The organism is Dyadobacter sp. CY347 (assembly GCF_021502655.1).
GTDB lineage: Bacteria > Bacteroidota > Bacteroidia > Cytophagales > Spirosomataceae > Dyadobacter.
In genome coordinates this window covers 1,529,435-1,549,077 of record NZ_JAKFFT010000002.1, presented here as the reverse complement: position 1 = coordinate 1,549,077, position 19,643 = coordinate 1,529,435, and the positions used below count along the sequence as shown (strand labels likewise).

The 19,643-nt window shown below is 45.4% G+C and carries 18 protein-coding genes; 7 read left to right on the top strand and 11 right to left on the bottom strand.

Going from position 1 to position 19,643, the window contains the following annotated elements; all coding sequences use genetic code 11:
* The first annotated feature begins 3 nt into the window (after nucleotides 1–3).
* Together L0659_RS07360 and L0659_RS07355 are read left to right on the top strand one after the other, a co-directional pair.
* On the top strand, nucleotides 4–603 hold the full coding sequence (locus L0659_RS07360; RefSeq protein ID WP_235125110.1) for a tRNA-(ms[2]io[6]A)-hydroxylase: 600 nt from the start codon (nucleotides 4–6) through the stop codon (nucleotides 601–603).
* A 20-nt stretch (nucleotides 604–623) separates the two neighbouring features.
* Entirely contained in the window at nucleotides 624–3,530 is a 2,907-nt protein-coding gene (locus L0659_RS07355) for a PD-(D/E)XK nuclease family protein (protein WP_235125109.1), read from the top strand.
* 71 nt (nucleotides 3,531–3,601) lie between these two features.
* Here L0659_RS07355 and L0659_RS07350 read toward each other — a convergent pair whose 3' ends face one another.
* From L0659_RS07350 to L0659_RS07330, 5 genes are all read right to left on the bottom strand, one after another.
* Nucleotides 3,602–4,078: a hypothetical protein gene (locus L0659_RS07350; protein WP_235125108.1), complete on the bottom strand. Its 477-nt coding sequence runs from the start codon at nucleotides 4,076–4,078 to the stop codon at nucleotides 3,602–3,604.
* 142 nt (nucleotides 4,079–4,220) lie between these two features.
* Entirely contained in the window at nucleotides 4,221–5,174 is a 954-nt protein-coding gene (locus L0659_RS07345) for a threonine/serine dehydratase (protein WP_235125106.1), read from the bottom strand.
* A gap of 108 nt (nucleotides 5,175–5,282) precedes the next feature.
* Entirely contained in the window at nucleotides 5,283–6,170 is an 888-nt protein-coding gene (locus L0659_RS07340; protein ID WP_235125104.1) for an OmpA family protein, read from the bottom strand.
* A 187-nt stretch (nucleotides 6,171–6,357) separates the two neighbouring features.
* On the bottom strand, nucleotides 6,358–7,104 hold the full coding sequence (locus L0659_RS07335) for a GLPGLI family protein (protein WP_235125103.1): 747 nt from the start codon (nucleotides 7,102–7,104) through the stop codon (nucleotides 6,358–6,360).
* A 17-nt stretch (nucleotides 7,105–7,121) separates the two neighbouring features.
* Entirely contained in the window at nucleotides 7,122–9,926 is a 2,805-nt protein-coding gene (locus L0659_RS07330; RefSeq protein ID WP_235125102.1) for an outer membrane beta-barrel family protein, read from the bottom strand.
* A 275-nt stretch (nucleotides 9,927–10,201) separates the two neighbouring features.
* Between L0659_RS07330 and L0659_RS07325 the strand changes: the two genes are divergently transcribed.
* Entirely contained in the window at nucleotides 10,202–10,714 is a 513-nt protein-coding gene (locus L0659_RS07325) for a metallophosphoesterase (protein WP_235125101.1), read from the top strand.
* Here L0659_RS07325 and L0659_RS07320 read toward each other — a convergent pair.
* Genes L0659_RS07320 through L0659_RS07310 form a run of 3 tightly spaced genes read right to left on the bottom strand, consistent with a single transcriptional unit; the run spans nucleotide 10,711 to nucleotide 12,750 of the window.
* The gene (locus tag L0659_RS07320; protein WP_235125100.1) at nucleotides 10,711–11,934 is read right to left on the bottom strand and encodes a M20/M25/M40 family metallo-hydrolase; all 1,224 of its coding nucleotides are present in this window, start codon (nucleotides 11,932–11,934) and stop codon (nucleotides 10,711–10,713) included. The genes L0659_RS07325 and L0659_RS07320 overlap by 4 nt on opposite strands.
* Nucleotides 11,935–11,964: 30 nt before the next feature.
* Nucleotides 11,965–12,276 (bottom strand): MerR family transcriptional regulator, encoded by a 312-nt coding sequence (locus L0659_RS07315; protein WP_235125099.1) that lies wholly within the window; start codon nucleotides 12,274–12,276, stop codon nucleotides 11,965–11,967.
* Between the two features lie 42 nt (nucleotides 12,277–12,318).
* Nucleotides 12,319–12,750, bottom strand: coding sequence for an SRPBCC domain-containing protein (locus L0659_RS07310; RefSeq protein ID WP_235125098.1), 432 nt, complete (start codon nucleotides 12,748–12,750; stop codon nucleotides 12,319–12,321).
* A gap of 177 nt (nucleotides 12,751–12,927) precedes the next feature.
* Here L0659_RS07310 and L0659_RS07305 point away from each other — a divergent pair, with 177 nt between their 5' ends.
* Nucleotides 12,928–14,055, top strand: coding sequence for an acyltransferase (locus L0659_RS07305; RefSeq protein WP_235125097.1), 1,128 nt, complete (start codon nucleotides 12,928–12,930; stop codon nucleotides 14,053–14,055).
* Nucleotides 14,056–14,061: 6 nt separating this feature from the next.
* Here L0659_RS07305 and L0659_RS07300 read toward each other — a convergent pair whose 3' ends face one another.
* Together L0659_RS07300 and L0659_RS07295 are read right to left on the bottom strand one after the other, a co-directional pair.
* On the bottom strand, nucleotides 14,062–15,180 hold the full coding sequence (locus L0659_RS07300) for an alpha/beta hydrolase (RefSeq protein ID WP_409018827.1): 1,119 nt from the start codon (nucleotides 15,178–15,180) through the stop codon (nucleotides 14,062–14,064).
* An 86-nt stretch (nucleotides 15,181–15,266) separates the two neighbouring features.
* Nucleotides 15,267–15,479 (bottom strand): hypothetical protein, encoded by a 213-nt coding sequence (locus L0659_RS07295; RefSeq protein ID WP_235125095.1) that lies wholly within the window; start codon nucleotides 15,477–15,479, stop codon nucleotides 15,267–15,269.
* Between the two features lie 155 nt (nucleotides 15,480–15,634).
* Here L0659_RS07295 and L0659_RS07290 point away from each other — a divergent pair, with 155 nt between their 5' ends.
* Entirely contained in the window at nucleotides 15,635–15,799 is a 165-nt protein-coding gene (locus tag L0659_RS07290; protein WP_235125094.1) for a hypothetical protein, read from the top strand.
* Nucleotides 15,800–15,819: 20 nt separating this feature from the next.
* Here the strand turns inward: L0659_RS07290 and L0659_RS07285 are convergent, their stop codons facing one another.
* Complete coding sequence (locus L0659_RS07285) at nucleotides 15,820–16,287, bottom strand: response regulator (RefSeq protein WP_235125093.1); 468 nt, start codon at nucleotides 16,285–16,287, stop codon at nucleotides 15,820–15,822.
* Between the two features lie 386 nt (nucleotides 16,288–16,673).
* Here L0659_RS07285 and L0659_RS07280 point away from each other — a divergent pair, with 386 nt between their 5' ends.
* Nucleotides 16,674–18,950: an Rv1355c family protein gene (locus L0659_RS07280; RefSeq protein WP_235125092.1), complete on the top strand. Its 2,277-nt coding sequence runs from the start codon at nucleotides 16,674–16,676 to the stop codon at nucleotides 18,948–18,950.
* Nucleotides 18,950–19,642 carry a hypothetical protein gene (locus L0659_RS07275; RefSeq protein WP_235125091.1) on the top strand — a complete coding sequence of 231 codons (693 nt, stop codon included), beginning with the start codon at nucleotides 18,950–18,952 and terminating at the stop codon, nucleotides 19,640–19,642. Before L0659_RS07280 ends, L0659_RS07275 begins: the two co-directional genes overlap by 1 nt.
* Nucleotide 19,643 lies beyond the last annotated feature (1 nt).

Below are 19,643 nucleotides of genomic sequence, written 5' to 3'. Positions count from 1 at the left end.
ATTATGGCGGCATCGCTTACCACATTGGGACTTGAACTGCCAACTGATCCGCGTTGGACCGACATTGCGGCCATGCAGTTGGACGAAATCCTGATCGACCATGCATATTGCGAGCAGAAAGCTGCCTCCACCTGCATTTCCATCATTGTACATTATCCCGAAAAAACGGAACTGGTTGAAACACTGACGCCTATCGTCGCCGAAGAATGGGGACATTTCCAGCGCGTTTTGAAGGAATTAAAAAAGCGTAACATTCCCCTGGGAAGGCAGCGGAAAGATGAATATGTGGGCCAACTCATGAAACTGGTGCGCAATAAGGGTGACTATGAAGGTGCTATGCTGGACCGGTTGCTCATCAGCGGCCTCATCGAAGCAAGAAGCTGCGAGCGCTTCAAATTGTTATCCGAATCTCTTGAAGATGAATCACTTAGGAAATTTTACCGCGAGCTGATGATCTCGGAAGCAGGACATTACCGGACGTTCGTTGAGCTGGCGGAAAAATATCTGCCGGTGGAAGAAGTAAGGGCCCGCTGGAAGGAGTTATTACACCAGGAAGCCGAAATCATGCGGTCGATCACACCTCGCGGCGACCGGATACATTAACTTTTCACAAACCCATTCGCATGCAATCCTTTCTTAATCTTGTTGCAAAACACATTCTAGGCAACCATGCAACATTGGAGAGGGTAAATATCATTGTGCCCACCCGCCGGGCGGCGTTTTTCCTGATGCAGGAGTTGGCAAAGGAAACCACGGAGCCGATTATGAGCCCGAATGTGGTTGCAGTGGATGATTTTGTCGAAAGCATGTCCACATTGGAGATCGAAGATCCGGTGCATTTGCTGTTTGATCTTTATGAAACCTTCCAGGAGATCGACCCGGATGTGCAGTTTGACCGGTTTATGGGCTGGGCATCGGTGCTGCTTAATGACCTCGACCGCATTGATCAATATCTTGTAAAAACTTCCTATCTGTTTGAATATCTGACAGAAGCGCACGCGATCACGCGCTGGCAGGAAAGCCTGCCGGCTGGCCGGACGCTGCAAACAGAAGGCGGGACGAAGCAATATTTCTCCCTTTTTGAAAATATAAACAGGGTTTACGTTTCCTTCCGCAACCGCCTGCTGGCGAAAGGCAAGGCATACCGGGGCATGGCATACCGCGAAGTGGCGGAAGATGTAAGCGGGATACTCGTTGAAAAAAGTGATTTTGAAAAACTTTATTTTGCTGGTTTCAACGCATTTACGGAATCTGAAAAAGTGATCGTCAGCGCGTTGATTAAAGCAAAGAAGGCGGAAGTGCTTTGGGATACGGACCGTTACTATATGTCCGAAAATGCAGGTGTTGAAGCGGGGAAAAGTTTGAGGGAATATCAAAAAAGCAATGCATTTGGCGCTTGGAGCTGGACTACGGACCATTTAATGTCATCGGAGAAGCACATTACCATTTATGGCGTGCCTAATGCAACATTGCAGACGAAAGTAGCCGGGCAGCTTTATAAACAAATGCGGGAGCTGGATGCGCAGGGGGAAGCCATTCCTACGGCCATTGTCCTTGCAGATGAAAACTTGCTTTCGCCTATGTTGTATTCCCTGGACGAAAGCGTAAGCGACCTGAATGTGACCATGGGCCTTTCCATGCGTAACTCGCTGCTTTACACATTAATAGACAGTATTTTTGAGCTTCAACAGAATGTTGTTGAATTTAAAAACAAAAAAGGACAGCTGATCCGCATCCCGAAATTCGGACATAAATCCATCAATAAGGTCCTGAACCACCCCTTTATCCGACATTATGAATATGTTGCACTGAAACCGCTCACCGACGGACAAACGATCATTCAGAAAACACTTTGGGCCATTACCAGTGGAAATCAGGTGTTTTTGAGCCCGCAGGATCTGATGGCACTGAGCGATGATCACCCACTGTTCAGGATCCTTTTCACACATTGGCAAAAGAACAATTCGCGGCAGGTTATCCAGACTTTTTACCAGCTTATTGAGCTGCTTCGGGAGGTTTATAAGGATTACAAAAATGCGCTGGAAACGGAGTATCTCTATCTTTTTTATACGCTACTAAAACAATTTGAACAAACGATTGAGGAGAAATCCGAGCTGATCACATTACGGACATTGCGTTCATTCATGTTTGAGCTGATCCGTCAGACCAAAATTCCTTTCAGCGGTGAGCCGGTGAGCAATCTTCAAATCATGGGCATGCTCGAAACCCGTGCGCTTGATTTTGAGCGTATTATCATTCTTTCTGTGAACGAAGGAATGATCCCGCAGGCAAAAAGGCAAAACTCGCTCATCCCCTATGACGCTGCCCAGGCCGTGGGACTTCCTACGCACCAGCATCAGGAAGCCGTCATGTCTTACCATTTTTACAGGCTTTTGCAGCGCGCAAAAGAGGTGCATATGCTATATACAAGCACCAATGATGCGCCTGGCGGCGGTGAAAAAAGCCGGTTTATCAGACAGGTCGAATATGAGCTGGCACAATACAATCCGCTGATCCGGATCGAGAATAAAGCCGTCGTGCTGGAAAGCCGCAAGCAGGACGAGCTGGACGAAGTTGTGCATAAAGATGAGGCAATGCTGGCCGTTATCAGGAATTACCTGGCTGGTAAGGGCATTTTTCCGACGCATCTGAATGAGTTTATCCGCTGTTCCATGCAGTTTTATTTAAAACACATTGTGGGCGTTAAGGAGAAAGAAGAGGTGGAAGAAGAGCTAGGGATGGATAAGATCGGGACCTGGCTGCACGCGGCATTGGAAAGGCTGGACAATGAATTTTTTCTTCAAAAAACCGATCCTTCCGAAGAACAGATCAAGGCCGTTTTGCGCGAAGAATTTGATGATAAATTTAAGGGCTACGTCACTGATATGGGCCTGAACAGGATCTATTATCAAGTTGGCGAAAACCAGATCCTCGTTTTTCTGAAACATCAGATGTCACAGCGGCCGCGAAGGGAAATTCTTGCGGCCGAACAACCATTAAGCACTAAGATCCAGCTCATACTACAAGGCGCTTATACGCCCGTACGCATAGGTGGGAAGATCGACCGCATTGAACAAAGCGATGACGGAACATTGTATGTAATGGATTACAAAACCGGAAGCGTAGAACTGACCGGAAAACAAAAGCTAGCCGATCCTGTCAGACGCGAAGAAGTGATCCGCAATGATCCGGACCGGAAAATGGGTTACGTAAGGCAGCTCTGGATGTATGAATATTTAATGTACCGCAAAATGCTCGATGAGCAGGGCTTGAAAATTGCCGGAAAAAATTACGCTTTCGGCGATTATGCAGTTAAGTCCGGCTTTTACTCCTTCCGCGATCCAAAGAACCTGATCTCAAATCCATTGGACCTGACCGAAGAACTGGCCCCTGCTCAATTTATTGAGAAGTCGGAGGTGATTTTGACGGACATTTTAGATGTGCTGCTGGATCCTGACGTGCCTTTCAGAAAAACGCCGGATCTGTCCATTTGCCAGTATTGCGATTTCGTTGGGATATGCGGCCGGTAAACAAAAGATCTCTTTATAACAAAAAAAAGCGATTGGAGAACCAATCGCTTTTTTATCATTTCGCTTTAAGCTTATTTCTTCTTGAATTCGAGGTAACCTTCGTAAGAAGAATTCCCGCTGGTCGGATCCGCCAATTTTATATTGGTATTCAACTGAGGCACCCCACTGCTGTTGACAACCTTCGTTGCTATCCCTGTTACGGTATGTTTTAAGGGCTTGTTGTTGCTTTGTTTCACATCAACAGTTTCATTGATCGTAAAAGAATCCTTGGTCGTTTTCACATCAATCAAATTATATTCCTGAAGAATGTCAACCTCTGTTCCTGCAATTCCTATATGAATATCTCTCGTGTAATAGATTGAGAGTTTATTTTTGCCGGTTGCTGTAATAACCCAATCATTTTTAGTGCTCGTAGGACCGTCGACAACCACTGTCCCGAAACTTCCTACGTATTCCGGTGCGTAATCAATCTCCGGTTCCACATCGTCTTCTTTATCTTTGCAGGAACCCATTAAAACAACCAGGCAGCAAAAAATCAGCTTTTTCATACTTTGACTTTAAGAGTAAATAACATCTAAATTAATAAGCCGGAGTGCGGCAATTTTCTACTAATAACGGCAATGAAGTGTTAACCGCATATTTAACCGCAACTAAATTGTATCCTGATACAAAAGTCGAGCCTGAGCATGGCTAAAATGGCAATTTTCCAAGATCCACGTTTCCGCCTGTCAGAATAATCCCTACTTTTTTTCCTTTGAAATGCTCCTTATGCTTTATGAAAGCAGCCAGCGAAACCGCACCCGACGGCTCCACAACAAGCTTCATCCGCTCCCACAAAAAGCGCATCGACTGGATGATCTCTTCGTCGGACACCGTAAAGATGTCGGTAACATGTTGCTTAATGATCGGAAAGGTTTTGTCGCCCAGATAAGTCAGCAGCCCGTCGGCAATGGTCTTGACATAAGGCGCTCTTTCTATCTTATCACTTCGGAATGAGAGGACTGCGTCTGCTGCACCTTCGGGCTCGCCTGCGTAAACTTTTGTCTCAGGTGAAAAATAATGTGCTGCCAATGCTGTTCCGCTCAGCAAACCACCGCCACCAACCGGCGCAAACATCAGGTCCAGCTTTCCATCATTATCCTCAATCAATTCCTTTGCCGCGGTTGCCTGCCCGGCCATCACTTCGTAGTTGTTGAATGGATGGATGAATGTCGCACCTGTCTTCTTCGTAATCTCCTGAACCGTCTGCTCCCGTTCTTCGGGTGTGTTTTTACAAAATGTAATTTCTCCTCCATAGCCTTCCACAGCCTTGATCTTCACGAGAGGCGAATTGTCCGGCATAACAATGTAGGCCTTCGCTCCTACTTTGGCTGCCGCGAACGCAATGGCCTGGGCATGATTGCCGCTTGAATGCGTAGTAACGCCATTTTCAAGCTGCTCTTCCGAAAGCGAAAGAATGGCATTAAGTCCTCCCCGGGCTTTGAAAGCGCCGATTTTTTGGAGGTTTTCGCATTTAAAAAAAATCTCTGCCTCACACAGATCATTCAGGAAGCTCGATGTCAGGACGGGCGTATGGTGAATGTATGGCGCGATGAGCTTATGCGCTGCCTCAATTGTTTCCCTGGATGGTACAGTATCCGCCATTTGAAGGATTTGTTTTAAAGATCATTTGATGGGTCAAAGTAATCAGAAAATGGCAAAAAAAAGAGCCCGTCGTACCGGACGGGCTCTAAAAATAATGCAATCCTACTGTTACTTGCCAGCGTTAGGCGTGTACAGGTTAAAGAATTGATCCAATTTCGGCGTAATGATGATTTCAGTACGACGGTTCAGGCTGCGGTTTGGTGCCGAATCATTTGCCACTTTGGGTAAATATTCTCCACGACCACCGGCAATCATACGAACAGGCTCAACACCGTATTTCTTTTGAAGCGTACGTGCAACGGATGTAGCACGCAATACGCTAAGATCCCAGTTGTCAGACACTTTATCTGTTGCGATAGGCACATTATCCGTGTGGCCTTCGATCAGAATTTCGATTTCTTTGTAGTCATTCAGGATCTTGGCAACTTTGCTCAACACCGACTCAGCTTGTGTATTGATCACAGAACTTCCCGATTTGAACAACATTTTGTCTGAAAGTGAAACGTAAACAACGCCTTTTTTCACTTCGATCTGAACATCTTCATCGCTAACATCAGCCAACGAACGTTTCAGGTTCAGCACAAGCGCCATGTTAAGTGAGTCTTTTTTCTGAATGCTGGAATTCAGATCGCGGATCTGCATGCCTTGTGCATCCATCATAGCAAGTGATTTCTTAATGCTTTCAGAACCTTCTTTGCTGATCACCGACAGGTCAGACATGCGGTCGAGCAGATTGTTATTGTTCTTTTTAAGGAATTCAACTTGTTCTTCCAGCTCTTTCAATTTTGCATTTTTGCTGGTAAGCTCATCATTTTTTGCCTTCAAATCATTATTTAGTCCAGCAGTTCTGCTGTCGCAATCGTTAAGATCAGCACGCGCCTTGTCTAGTTGGATCTGGATCTCATTGGCTTGTTTCTGTGCAGACAGCATTTTTTTCTTGCTCGCACATGAGCCCAGAATAAAAAGCATGGCAACGGCCAAAAGCGTTTGTTTCATAATAAAGGGTGGTTAATTAAATCAACAGTGTTAAGTATAAAAAATCGGTACGTTAGGTTAATTCTAAAAATATCGAGCCAAACTCTTGTCAGTCATGCCCGTTTCAAGTCGCAAAGGTACAAAAAAAGGGAAGATTGTTCCAGACAATCTTCCCTTTTTCCTCTTTTTGTATAATTCTAATGGGAAACTAGTACGGCATGGACCAATAAGGATTCCGGTGTGCTTTCATGCTGTCGCTGATGTGCGTGGCGATCAGCTCCTGGAATTTTTGGTCATTGAGCTTTTTGCCTTTCATCTTTTTAGGGAGTGCTATCTCCTCATCCGTTACAGGTCGCAGCTTCACCACTTTGGCCGTTGTGACAACATCCCCATCATTGATATCCAGTTCCAGGATCAGCCCCGGTAGTCCGGCATAAAGCTCCGGACCGGCCGAAACCGCAATATTATCTGCAAACCAGGCCGTAATTTTTTGCCCCTTGACCGTATCCTCTGTCACGGCCATCATGCACATATATCCTGCAATTTCTTTGATCTTGTTCATGACCTTCCACTTGGGCAATTTCAAGGAATCCTCTACAATATAGGTTTTGCCCAGCATGGCAATGATGTCCGTCCGTTTTTCCTTTTCAAAATCGCGGTAGATCTTAAACTCATCTTTTTGCCAAGAGTAACCGCCTTCGGATAGGTCTTCCTTGGCAGGATAGCTGAAATAGCTCTGCTTTTCATTAAAGAGCAACACCATTTCCTGCTTTTGCTCGTCATTATTAGCCCAGGTTGTCGCAGCCCGTTCTTTTTCCTCTTTGCTCAAAAAAGTCATGCGGTTATTGATCCGAGACCAGGTTTTTACCCGCTCATAGGTGATTTCGCCCGCCATGTTCTGCGCAGCAGCTCCAAAACTCAGAAACATCAATATTAGTAAGCCAATTGATTTCATAGGTTCTTTTCCAAATGTTAGAATTGATTGTTTCGTTTCACCGAAGCGGTTACACCCCGCATGTTATACGTGAAGCTAAGCATAAAATACCTGGACAATGTCGCCACACGTCTTTCCGTGTAGTAGTTTTGATTTACGTTCTGGGTAATCCCCAAATTCTTCTTGAACACATCATTAGCAGTAAGGCGGATTTCTCCTTTTTTACTTTTTAGCACAATCTTATAAACGGACAAATTCAGGATCGGCAGCTTTTGATCAAAGCCGAACTGGTCGTTTTTGTAAATTCTGTAATTAAATTTTGCGTTGAAATAAATGTCCATAGGCCCTTTGGCATTTACATCCGCCCCATACGTTGCGTTGAAGATCTTCTGGTTTTGGTTTGTATTGATAGAATATTTCGCCTCACTAATGCCCCAGTTCGCGTTTCCGTAAAAAGTGAATGCATCACTCGGCGTCAGGTCCAGACGTGTTCCGAAATTGTAGCTATCCGTGCTTGTCTCATTTTCAACATTATTAATGTAAGTAATATTGTTGCTTAGGTTCACGCTTGCATTCACGTTCATAGTGGCCTTTGTTTTTTTCAACGGAAAGCCAAAGCCGCCATAAGTTCCGTAACTATATCCGCCCGTAACATTGATCGGCTTGGTGGTTGTAATCAGGTTCTCAACATTGACGGTCCGGTTGTAGACGATCTGGTTGACATTATAATTGTAAGAAAGACCAATATAAATGTTGATAAAGTTAGCCGGGTTGAACATGTTATAACCTGCATAAACGCTATGCGATGATGACGGGATCAGGTCAGGATTACCCTCCGTGATGAACAGCGGGTTGCTGTTGTCGATAATGGGCTGCAAATCGGTGATCGACGGCTCGCGGACATTCAGGCCATACTCTGCATACACATAACGGTTATTTTTAAGATCGTAATTCACCGAAACGTTTGGTACGAATGTGAAATAGCTCTTGCTTACCCGCATGAAATCAGCAGATGCTTTATCAGCAGCAAATTTTCCCCTTAACTCGAACTGGACGCCCGCAAGCCCGGCTGCGATATTGAGTCCTTTGTTAGAATAACGAATGCTCGAACCGACGCGGTTGTAAGTAAAATCATTGGAATAAAAACGGGTCAGTAGCGGGTTAACCTGCTGGCCTGCGTCTGATACATCAAACACATCACGGTCCACTTTGTCCTTCCGCATGCTGTAATTGTAGAATGTTTCCCAAAAGAACTTTTTTGCAAAGGGTTCAATGTAGGACAGGCTTCCTTTCAAATTCCCGCGGGTGCTTTCGGTTTCATTCAGCTGGTTAATGATGCTGTTCCTTGTCGAATCCTGAAAAAAGACGTTGTTAGAGCTTAGGTTCTTATTCTCGTCCGCATTGTTAATATTGTAACCAATGCTTGCAGCAAAATTCCTTCCCTTTTTCTTAAACTTATGCCGGTATATGAGCAGATTGGCCATCGCAAAAGAATTGTATTCGCTAAGATTTTTCACGGATGACTGGTTAGTAACAACACCTTCGTTGAGGAAAGACTGCTGATAACTGTTAAAACTGTCATCACCTGAGTTGATCCTCGAATTACTGATCAGGATAATTGTATTCAGTGAGTCAATGTTCTTCTCAAACCGAAAGCTCGGGCGGTGGTTTCCGGTAAAACCAATTGTTTTGGAGTTGGCCAGAGAGCTGTAAGAATCGTTCGTCAGAAAGTTTTCTGTCCGCGATCTCACATCCATGATCGCCTTGGTCTGGTTGTAAAAATAGCTGGTGCTAAGTTTTGTTTTTTTATCATCATAATTATAATTGGCGCCACCTGCAAAGTTCTTGGTGAAGCCTTCGGATCCTCCTCCACCCCAGTTGGGCTGAATGGTAATGTCATCACCACCGTAATAACGACCGCTGTTAAAACCAAAATCACCGTCATCACCCCAGTTGAAAGACTGGCTTCCTTTAAAATCCTGATAATCGTTCCGTGCAATCCCGGATTGATTCGTGTTATTTCCAAAGCCCAATAAGGCAAACTGCTGCTTGTCATTAAAGCGGTTGTAACTCACTTTTCCTTCCAGCCTCTTATCGGTCCCTACGCCCGCTATTGCTTTACCAAATCCGCCTTTTTTATGACTGTCTTTCAATTCCAGGTTAACCGTTTTTTCACGCTTTCCATCATCTACGCCCGTCACTTTGGACTGCTCTGTTTTTCCGTTAAAAACCTGAACTTTGTTAATGGCCTCCGCCGGAAGGTTTTTGGTTGCCATCTTTGGGTCGTCACCAAAGAACCGCTTACCGTCCACGGTTACACGTTTGACCTCTTCACCCTGCGCCTTAATGTTTCCATCCGCGTCAACCTGCATACCCGGTAACTTCCGGAGCAGGTCTTCCACCGTTGAGCCTGGCGGAACTTTAAATGCCCGGGCGTCAAATTCCACCGTATCGCCCCGGATGCTCAATGGTGCCCGTGCCGTTTTAATAACGACTTCGTAAAGCTCCTTTTGAAGCACTTTCATTCTCATCTTGCCCAGATCGGTCACATCGCCATCTTTTGGGTTAACCGTTTCCTGGTATGGAACGAAGCCTACATAAGAAACTTTGAAAATGTATTGCGTGCGTTTCAGGTTTTTTAGCTCAAATGCCCCTTCTTTGTTCGTTCTTCCAAAGTTGACCAGGGAGGAGTCTTTGGGTAACAGCAGCATGATCGTCGCTTCGGGCAACACCGCGCCGGATGTATCGGCTACTACACCTTTCAGCGTGAAGCGTCCTCCGGTTTGTGCATGCACAACCGCCAGATGAAGACATAAGTAGAACAGAAGTAGGATTTTTTTCAAGGCTGGTAGGTGGTTAAGTGGATTGAAGTTTGTAACTGATAAATTACAATACGCAATAATATAGAAACTGATGCAACTTTACAACTAAATAATTAGTTTGAAAGCGGTTTTATAACGTGTTAATAAAAAATTAACTTTAATTAAGATTTGAGACCCAATATATGAAAAGGTTATATATAAGTTACTTTAACTTCGGAGAAAAATTAATTAATTTATTTTGCGGTTACAAAAATGCGACTGATGTTCGCTATGACAGGATATATATTTAGAAACGAATGAAGACAATTGGCCTAATATCAGACACACACGGCTATCTGGACGAGCGGGTTTTTGACCATTTCTTGAATTGTGATGAGATATGGCACGCGGGAGATATCGGATCGGTGAAGATCATTGAGCAGCTGGAAGCATTCAAGCCCTGCCGGATCGTGTTCGGTAACATTGATCACAACGATATCCGGGCGAGAACCGTGGAAAACCTGCATTTCGAACTGGAAGGATTCAGGGTCTGGATCACGCATATTGGCGGCGCGCCACCGCGTTATAACCCGATTGTCATGCCCGAACTGAAATCACAAACACCCGACATTTTCGTATGTGGACACTCGCACATTCTGAGGGTGATTCGTGATAAATCTTTGAATAATATGCTTTACATTAATCCTGGCGCGGCTGGCCGGGAAGGTTTTCATAAATTCCGGACGCTGCTGCGGTTCAACCTGCACGAAGGATTGATCAGCCAGATGGAGGCTATTGAGTTGGGAAAACGCGGCGCAATGATCAGTTAAAATGTGATGGAAACCTTTTTAGTCTCCGATCCGCGCAAAAACTCTGCATCTACTTTTTCCCCTTTTTCATGCTTGCCGAGCACTTCCATGTAATCGTAAATGGACGTAATTTCTTTTCCGGCAAGCTTTGTGATAATGTCGCCGGCCTGGATCCCCGCTTTGTCGGCGGGACGGGCTTTTGAAACACCATCGATTTTCAAGCCTTTTCCCGAAAAACTATAATCGGGCATGACGCCTAACGTCACCTTGAAATCCGTCGTTTGATTCCCGGTATGTGGGTTTGCAGCGGTTATAAATTGTGGGTCCGTGGTTTCCTTATCAATGTTTTCAAGCAGCCCGGCAATGATGGTCAGGATTTTCGCTTCCCCCTCAAAATTAATGCGTTCAATGTCATCGCTCACTTTGTGATAATCGCCGTGACCGCCTGTGAAGAACTGGACAACAGGAATATTCTTCAAATAAAATGAAGTGTGATCCGAAGCGCCCACGCCGGACGAATCCACAGTGTATTTCAGATTCTGCGCCTTGGCAAGATCCGGAATCAGTTTTCCCCAGACCGGACTTGTGCCCCAGCCCGAAACAATGATGCCTTTTTCGTCGCTCAGCCTGCCTATCATATCCATATTGATCATGCAGGAAACGGACGTGAGCGGAACTGTTGGGTTTTCCGTAAAATATTTGGAGCCGATAAGCCCGAGCTCCTCGCCCGAAAATGCCAGAAACAGATAGTTATGCTTTTCGGTAATGTTGTTTTTTGCAAAATGCCTGGCTAACTCCAGCAACCCGGTTGTTCCGGAAGCATTGTCGTCGGCACCATTGTGGATTTTGTTACGGCTGTCGGGAGAAAGCGAACTTCCCTGAAAACCTTTTCCCAGATGGTCGTAATGAGCACCGATCACAATCGTCTTTTTGGCACCATTATCTAAAAACCCGGCAACGTTGCGGCCAGTCAGCTGGTGCAAGTTTCCCTCAATGGAATATTTTACCTGAAAAGGCTGAAAGAAACCTGCATCGGTTCCAGCCGGTTTCAGGCCCAGTTCCCCGAAAATAGTGGCAATGTAGTTTGCCGACCGGATTTCGCCCAAACTCCCCGTTCCTCTACCTTCCATCTCGTCCGAAGCAAGGAATTCAATGTGTTTACGGATTGCCGGGGCCTGAAATTTCTGCGCATAGGATGAAAAAGAAGCACAGGCAAGCAGTAACAAAAGGAAATATTTCATGGGAATTCTGTAATTAGGCAAAACGGATCATTATAATGTTTCCTGCAACTCAACCAGGAATTTACGGACACGCATCAAACGCTGGATCAACAACTGTGATTCTTCTTTTCTCCGCATTTGCTCGCGCGCGCCTTTGATCGTACGCCCCTGCTTGTCGCGCTGGTGCATGATCTTTCTGATGATCTCAATGTCGCGCTCGGTATATCTGCGCCTGTTGCGTGCGTCCCGTTTGGGATTCAGCTGTGGAAATTTTTTTTCCCAAAAGCGCAGGGCAGATGGCTCGCAGCCAACCATTTCGGCTACTTCGTTGGTATCATAGTAAAGTTTGGTGTTCGGTTGCATGACTTTCGGCGGTGATCACTACAAATATACTCACCGTCACAATTAAAGTCTGTTTTCTGCCAGATTTTTGATTTTTTCCATTGCCGTTTTAACAAAGTCTAAGGAAGCATCGTAGTAGTTCCGACCATCTTCCAAAACAGCAAAATCTCCCACTTCCAGTTGCAATAAAACGCCTCCGTCCTGCTCCGAGAGCCTGTAATGATACGCAATGTCATAAGAGGCAGGCGACTGCTCCCATTTATCAACATATAAGGAAAGTTTCAAAAGCTCATTCGGCTCGTGCGCGGTAACCGTCAGCCGCGACCTGCCCGACCAGTCGATAACCCTGCCTTGTTCCAGATAATAATCCCCAAAATCCGAAGGAAGCTCATCCCATTGCCTGATGTATTTCGGGGCCACGAGCACTTCCCAAACTTTGCTCAACGGAGCCTCTATATGTATCTGATCTTTAACTGTCAGCGCTTGATCCATCATATTTAATTTACTTTTTGCAGTATACGTTTTCCTTGCTTTAACTAAAACTATGCCGATTTCCCGTAGTACATGCAGTTTAACGGAAAATCAGACGCAGGCGCTTTCAAATTACTACATGAAGCAAACTTTAACTTACTTTACAGCCGGATCCCAAACCGCAAATTTTTACTTAACAGAATGAATCAGGAGATAAAGCCGGTCAGCAATCCCTTTGAGTCCAAAATAAACAGCATACAAGTCCTGAGAGCGGCTGCGGCATTAACTGTCACCATTTACCATCTTAAAGACGTTATTGGCAAAGGTGAACCTTTCAAGCAGGAACTTGACTTTTTTTTCAATTCAGGCCCTTCCGGCGTTGCATTGTTCTTCGTGATCAGCGGGTTCATTATGGTGTACATTACCAAACACACCACATTCTCATGGCTGCCCGTTTATAAATTCATGGCCCGGAGGTTCATCCGAATCTGGCCTACTTATGCAATCATCACCCTGCTTTACTTTTTGTTCCAAAGCAGGATCGGCCTGCAACCCGGGGCTGTTAAGAGTTTGATCCTGAGCCTGCTTTTCATCCCAGTCACACACACCGATCCGCCTTTTTACGGATATGCTTTTCTTCCGGTGGGCTGGACGCTCAATTATGAAATCTATTTTTATGCGCTCGTCGCAATCTCCATGTTCTTTTCCAGGTTCAGGTGGTATGTTTTCTTTGTGATCGTGATCATAACATTGATCGTCATTCCGATCACACTGGGTTATATCACATTGGAAACCCAGCGCACCGCAGATTATGGCAATGGCTATCTGAACATGGTCGCCAATCCCATTATCTGGAATTTCGTATATGGGGTTATTATCGGCCTCGTGTACATGGATGCGAAACTGTTCCCCATTCTGGCATCCGCTTTTGCGAGGACCTGGCTGGTGTTCCTGTTCATTTTCCTTGCATTGTGGCAGTACTGGTCGGGATTTTTCGGCGGGTTAGGCCCGTCGCAGTGGGGTTTTGGTTCCAGCCTGCTTTTTACCGCATTCATTTTTTACAACGCCAGGCGCCCGATCAATTTTCCGGAGTGGCTGGTTAAAATCGGCGATATGTCATTTTCGATATATCTTGTGCATATGCCCATTGTGGTAATTTTAGGTCAGTTTTTCAAAAGCATGGGGTATCCGGTTTACAGCACCGGCACTGCGATGTTTTTCCTGTCATTGTTTATGACAATGGTCGCATCTTACCTCTCTTACCAATATCTCGAATTAAGATTATCCACTTATCTGAAACAATTCCTGCCCTTTATGAAGAGAAAATAGCGGGCGTTACGGAAGTTTGATATCCTGAATGGTGTTCATATTTTCAACGGTGGTTTGCCGCAAATCACCGGACCAGAACCGCTTCATAAACTGCGCGAAACGATTTGCAATGTGTTCTTCGGTATAGGTAAGGATGTGCCCTTTGCCTGGCTGGTAATTGAGATCGTAAGGCATTTTCAATGAATGCAGCCGTTCGGAGGCCGGCTTAGCACCTTGCATCCAGAAGTATTTTCCGCATGAGAATAAATTTCCTTGAATGTAAGGCAAAACAGTGTCGCTGGTTCCCTGGAAAAATACAGTTGGTTTAGCATTGGATTTTCCAACATAAGCCGTCCGGAAAACAGCATAACCCAGATAGGTCAGCAAGGCACGCACACGGAACTCGGTGCCTCCTGTAACAGGGTCAAGCGGTCCCAATGTTTTCGTAATACCCGGCTGCAATGCTTCAAAATCCGCTTCATCCATGTAAACCAATGCCGAAATAATCATTGATCCGGCACTGCTTCCGGCCAGCATCATTTGTCCGGGGTCAATGCCAAACTCATTTGACTTATCTGCGAAATAGTGCAAAGCAGTATAAGTATCCTGAACGCCGCGATAAATGGCCTGGATCACTTCCGTGTTATTTCCGCCGCATGTATTGAACTCGCTTCCACCATCGAAACCAAGCCGGTAATTGATCGCAGCAGTTGCGTAACCTTTCCTGGCCATCCATTTGGCCTTCCCCATTTCACTGCCAAGATCGCCATAGATAAATGCGCCTTCGTGCACCATCAGCACGAACGGTCGATATTTTAGCGTATCATTCTGAGGTGCGAGAAATGAATAATTGAGGTTGACGGCAAGCCCTTTGAAGTCTGGCGCCTGCTTGTAAGTGCCGGTGCGAATACCCAGTTGCGACTCACTGTAAATGTTGGTCGTACCAAAGCCTTTCGACAATGCCAAAAACTGGTTGCTGTTACGCGGCTTTAATGTATCGATTATGATGGGGTCGGGATCAGAGGACCCAGGGTTTTCATTGCCCGAAGTATCAACAGGCTCAGGATTTGTGCCCGGCTCGCCGATGGGCTCCTTAACAGGTGGTTCAAAGGGGCTTGGCCCTTCGCATGCAGCGAACAATCCCACTAAAAGTAAAAAAATGCATTGTAGGAAGACTGTCCGCCACATTATCCAGGTAGAGTTATTCTTGACTTGCCCGGCAATCAGGCTTATTAATTGTTGAAATTCGGTGCAAGCTGCCCTGCGGTGTTATCCGTTGCCAGCTCACTCTGGTGGTAAAAATACCCTTCTGTTTTGTTATTCCCGGCAAGTTCGTTCTGTTTTTTTTCAGTGCTGAAATTTCTTTCCATCTGTCTGAAAAATTTGTTGAAGAAAACATATAACACAACGCCCGAAACTGCTCCTACTGCCAATATCTTTTTCATGATTGAATCTGTTTGATGATTTTATGGTCACTTTCTACATTCCCTAAGCAAAAAGGATACCAAAGCATACAGCCGCACGCATTATTGGAGCCATTTATGCCGCTGGTACGATTTTAACATATCATCACGCAAACACCCACTAAACGCATAAGAACATGGACGTTATCATATTTTTAAAGGCAATTGGCAACCTCGTTTTTGCAGCCATACTTTTCCTGGCAGTCTTCATCACCGCCGGTTTCTCAATTGTGCTGAACCTGCTGAAACAGTTTAAGCCTGTACAGCTGGCAAGAAGGAATTTTAGCTTCAGAAGGAGATGACTTTTGCAGTCGGCTGCATACTATGAAAGCAGGTTTTGTCGGAGCAGGAATTCAAGCTGACCATTTACTTCGATAAGCTTTTCAATTAGTTCCTTGTTCTTTTCCCGCAGGTAAAAAATCTCGTGCGCATTTTTAATGATGATCCGTAGCTGGGCCTCATCCCAGGGCTTATTCAGATAGTAGTAAATGTGCCCTTTATTGACCGCATCGATCACCGCAGACACATCCGTGTAGCCGGTAAGCAGAATACGGACCGGTTCTGCATAATCCTTTAAAACTTCTATTAAAAAGTCCACTCCGGTCATTTCCGGCATGCGCTGGTCGGTGATGATCACATGTACGACATTATGCTTCAACAGCTCCAAACCCTCCCGCCCCGACGTTGCAATCAGTATATTGAAATCTCTTCTAAATGCAGCTTTGAATGAGTTAAGATTGTTGATCTCGTCATCTACATAAAGGACACTTATCTTCTCTTTGCTTTCCATTATTACAAAAATATTCTTTTCGGAGGTTGTATGATCTCTTAGTTCGATCCGATACTCTCAACTAATTGATAATATTATAATATTAATTCTATAATAGTATAAAAGCGGTAAGTGCTTTTTACAAATTAACTTTTTGTGGCATTGTAACCAACTACGTGTCAACGAATTTTGACGCTTTTCAACCAAATATTTTGTCCCCGGGTGAAGCAGTGGTAGTTTTACTAAAATAAATTAAGCAATTTGTGTAACTATTGATATACATATGAGCACTTGTTGCCGGTTCCAAAGTTCCTGCGGCAGCGATTTTATACGAAGATCAATACATTTCGTCGAATTTTAAATATTACGTGAGTTCTTCTGGGAACCGTCCTCCTAATAGCTTAAAAATGTATCCAGATCCAGCAAACAATACGATCTACAAGCCGATTTTCATCTTCAAGGAGCAAAGCGCTGACAAACAAAAGTTTAACGCAGTCATTTCCGACTATCAGCAAAAAACAATCCTGGATCTGTTTCCATCCCAAATGAAGGAGCTGATCAAAATACAAAACCCCAGGAAACGACTGACAAGTGCTGAGCTTGACGAAAATTACGATGAGTGGATCGCTGGTAAGGATCCGGATCTGCTGGGCTCGTGGATCTATTATCCCTGGTCCAACCGCGTGCTGCACATTCTTAGTGAGATCGATTTTGTAACATTGAGGACCAGCAGGAACCATTACAAGATTACGCCTGAGGAACAAACGAAATTATCTAAACGCAGGATCGGCATTATCGGGCTGTCGGTGGGGCATGCTGTTGCGCTTAGTGTGGCAACCGAACGCATTTGCGGCACATTAAAACTCGCTGACTTCGACACAATCGAACTTAGTAATCTGAACAGGATCAAAACCGGCCTGCACAATATTGGAGTCAATAAATCCATCGTAACTGCCCGGGAAATTGCGGAAATAGATCCATACCTGGACATTCAATGTTACCCGGACGGGATTACAGAGCATAATATCACTTCATTTCTTACCGAGGGCGGCAAACTCGACATTATGGTTGACGAATGCGACGACCTGGAAGTGAAGATCAGTGCGCGGCAAATGGCTAAAAGTTTTCAGATCCCGGTGGTGATGGAAACGAGCGACCGGGGAATGCTTGATGTTGAAAGGTTTGACAGAGAAGCCGACAGGCCTATCCTTCACGGAATGCTGGCCAGTATTCCTCCTGAAAAATTGAAGAATATCAGCCCGGCGGACCGTTTCCCCCTGGTTATGCGCATCATCGACGCCATGAACACTTCCACCCGCGGCCGCGCTTCGTTGCTCGAAATCGGGCAGACGATCAGCACGTGGCCTCAGTTGGCGAGTGCCGTAACATTGGGCGGAGGCGTTGTAACCGATGTTTGCAGGCGCATTTTGCTGGATCAGTTCACGGATTCCGGGAGATATTATGTAGACCTGGAACATCTGATCGGTAACAAATCTGACCCTTCCGCTGTAACCGTTTATAGTAATCCGAACACACCGTTTGACCTGGATCGGGCCATAGCAATTATCGATTCATTACCGCAAATCAATGTTGATATGGTCCCGCAAACGGAGGAGATCAGGGAGATTGTGACGGCAGGGAATTATGCGTATTCTTCCGGTAATGACCAGCCCTGGAAGTGGGTTTTCCGGAACGGTATGCTGCATTTATTTCACGATACGTTCCGCTCGCATTCTTTTGCGAATTTCAATAACATCGCGGCGCACCTGGCCCTGGGCGCTGCATTTGAAAATGCGCTGTTGAAGGCCAATAGCATTGGATATCAGACAATTACAAAACAATTTCCTCTTTCAGGTTCAGCCGAATTAATTGCCAGCATTCAATTCACAAAGGAAAACCAACCGGCAAATCAAACGTCCGGACTTGCCGATCTTCCGGAATCCTGCAACATTCACCGCAATTCCAGTTTATCATACACATTGCCTGAGCAGGAAATCAATGCGTTGCGTGAGGCTGTTGCTAGCGTATCCGGCGCAAATGCTCAATTTATTACGGATAAAGTAGAACTTGCAGCATTAGGAAAGATTGTGGCTGCCTGTGACCTGATGGCCATGCTTAATCCAGAAGGTCACAACGACTTCTTTAACCGCGATACCCGATGGCCGGGCGCGGAAAATGAAAACGCTGGGGACGGGGTCCCCATTCAGACATTAGCGTCTTCACCGGCTCAAATGGCCGCATTATCCATTGTTAAGGACAAAAAAATTGCTGCCGCGCTCAATGTGATCGGCGGTGGAAATGCACTCACCGAAGCCACTCAGACAAGCGTTGGCAATGCCGCGTGCGTTGCTTTCATCACATTGCCTGTTTCTGCGGATCAGCATTTCCTGGCAGGAATTGCAGCGCAGAGGCTTTGGTTGCGTGTTGAGAAGCTCGGTCTGGGGGGCCAGCCATTGCTATCGCCTCTGTTTTTGCTCGAACGGCTCGATTCAGGCGCCGGATTAAGTGTTACGGAAAAAGACAAATTGCGAGGTTTACAAAACGAGCTTCAAAATATCATATCTTTAAAAAATAACGTCAAGACGGTTTTCCTTTTAAAGATCATCAAACCTGAAATGCCAGCGATCCAATTACCACGCCTCCCATTAAATGAAACCTTGTTTATAGTAAATGACGCAATTTGATGGTAGCAAAAATTAGAGCGTACAAGTCAACTGAGGATATTGAAACCTGCTACAGGTATATTGACGAGCACCGGAAAGTACTGGAAGCCTATGGCGTAAAGCAGGTAACTTCCGCAAGCCATGACTGGCTCAATGATGAAAATACTTACGTGATCATTGTGGAATCTGAGGACGGAGAAAAGATTTATGGTGGAGGGAGAATTCAGGTCCGAAATGAAAAAATGAAAATGCCGATGGAGGATGCCATTGCCAAGAAGGATGAGCGCATTTACGGGTACGTAGACAATCTGAAAGAAAAGAAGATCGCGGAATTTTGCGGGCTCTTCAATTCCAAGGAAGTGGCTGGTTACGGCATTGGAAGCATTTTCCTTGGAAGGATCGGCGTGGCGATCACCTCGCAGATTGGGGTTGACCATTTACTTGCATTGTGCTCCCCTCCTACCTTGCGTCAATGTCTGCGGATCGGGTTTGAAATTATTCGTGACCTGGGTAATAACGGAACATTTTATTATCCGAAAGAAGGGCTGATCGCCACCGCCATCATTGTCAATGACCTGAACAATTTACCCCAGGCTCATGAAGAAGAACGGGAGCGCATTATGCACCTGCGCGAGCATCCTGTCCAGTTTGCCGTTGAAAAGGGGCCCAAGGGTGAAATTGCATTACATTACGATCTTGATATGAAGATTTAGG

What these genes read in the sequence shown, in the direction of transcription:
- L0659_RS07285 (WP_235125093.1), bottom strand. Translation starts at nt 16,287, where the DNA reads ATGGAAAGCAAAGAGAAGATAAGTGTCCTTTATGTAGATGACGAGATC.
- L0659_RS07275 (WP_235125091.1), top strand. Translation starts at nt 18,950, where the DNA reads ATGGTAGCAAAAATTAGAGCGTACAAGTCAACTGAGGATATTGAAACC.
- L0659_RS07290 (WP_235125094.1), top strand. Translation starts at nt 15,635, where the DNA reads ATGGACGTTATCATATTTTTAAAGGCAATTGGCAACCTCGTTTTTGCA.
- L0659_RS07360 (WP_235125110.1), top strand. Translation starts at nt 4, where the DNA reads ATGGCGGCATCGCTTACCACATTGGGACTTGAACTGCCAACTGATCCG.
- L0659_RS07345 (WP_235125106.1), bottom strand. Translation starts at nt 5,174, where the DNA reads ATGGCGGATACTGTACCATCCAGGGAAACAATTGAGGCAGCGCATAAG.
- L0659_RS07350 (WP_235125108.1), bottom strand. Translation starts at nt 4,078, where the DNA reads ATGAAAAAGCTGATTTTTTGCTGCCTGGTTGTTTTAATGGGTTCCTGC.
- L0659_RS07335 (WP_235125103.1), bottom strand. Translation starts at nt 7,104, where the DNA reads ATGAAATCAATTGGCTTACTAATATTGATGTTTCTGAGTTTTGGAGCT.
- L0659_RS07340 (WP_235125104.1), bottom strand. Translation starts at nt 6,170, where the DNA reads ATGAAACAAACGCTTTTGGCCGTTGCCATGCTTTTTATTCTGGGCTCA.
- L0659_RS07320 (WP_235125100.1), bottom strand. Translation starts at nt 11,934, where the DNA reads ATGAAATATTTCCTTTTGTTACTGCTTGCCTGTGCTTCTTTTTCATCC.
- L0659_RS07355 (WP_235125109.1), top strand. Translation starts at nt 624, where the DNA reads ATGCAATCCTTTCTTAATCTTGTTGCAAAACACATTCTAGGCAACCAT.
- L0659_RS07325 (WP_235125101.1), top strand. Translation starts at nt 10,202, where the DNA reads ATGAAGACAATTGGCCTAATATCAGACACACACGGCTATCTGGACGAG.
- L0659_RS07315 (WP_235125099.1), bottom strand. Translation starts at nt 12,276, where the DNA reads ATGCAACCGAACACCAAACTTTACTATGATACCAACGAAGTAGCCGAA.
- L0659_RS07295 (WP_235125095.1), bottom strand. Translation starts at nt 15,479, where the DNA reads ATGAAAAAGATATTGGCAGTAGGAGCAGTTTCGGGCGTTGTGTTATAT.
- L0659_RS07310 (WP_235125098.1), bottom strand. Translation starts at nt 12,750, where the DNA reads ATGATGGATCAAGCGCTGACAGTTAAAGATCAGATACATATAGAGGCT.
- L0659_RS07305 (WP_235125097.1), top strand. Translation starts at nt 12,928, where the DNA reads ATGAATCAGGAGATAAAGCCGGTCAGCAATCCCTTTGAGTCCAAAATA.
- L0659_RS07280 (WP_235125092.1), top strand. Translation starts at nt 16,674, where the DNA reads ATGTATCCAGATCCAGCAAACAATACGATCTACAAGCCGATTTTCATC.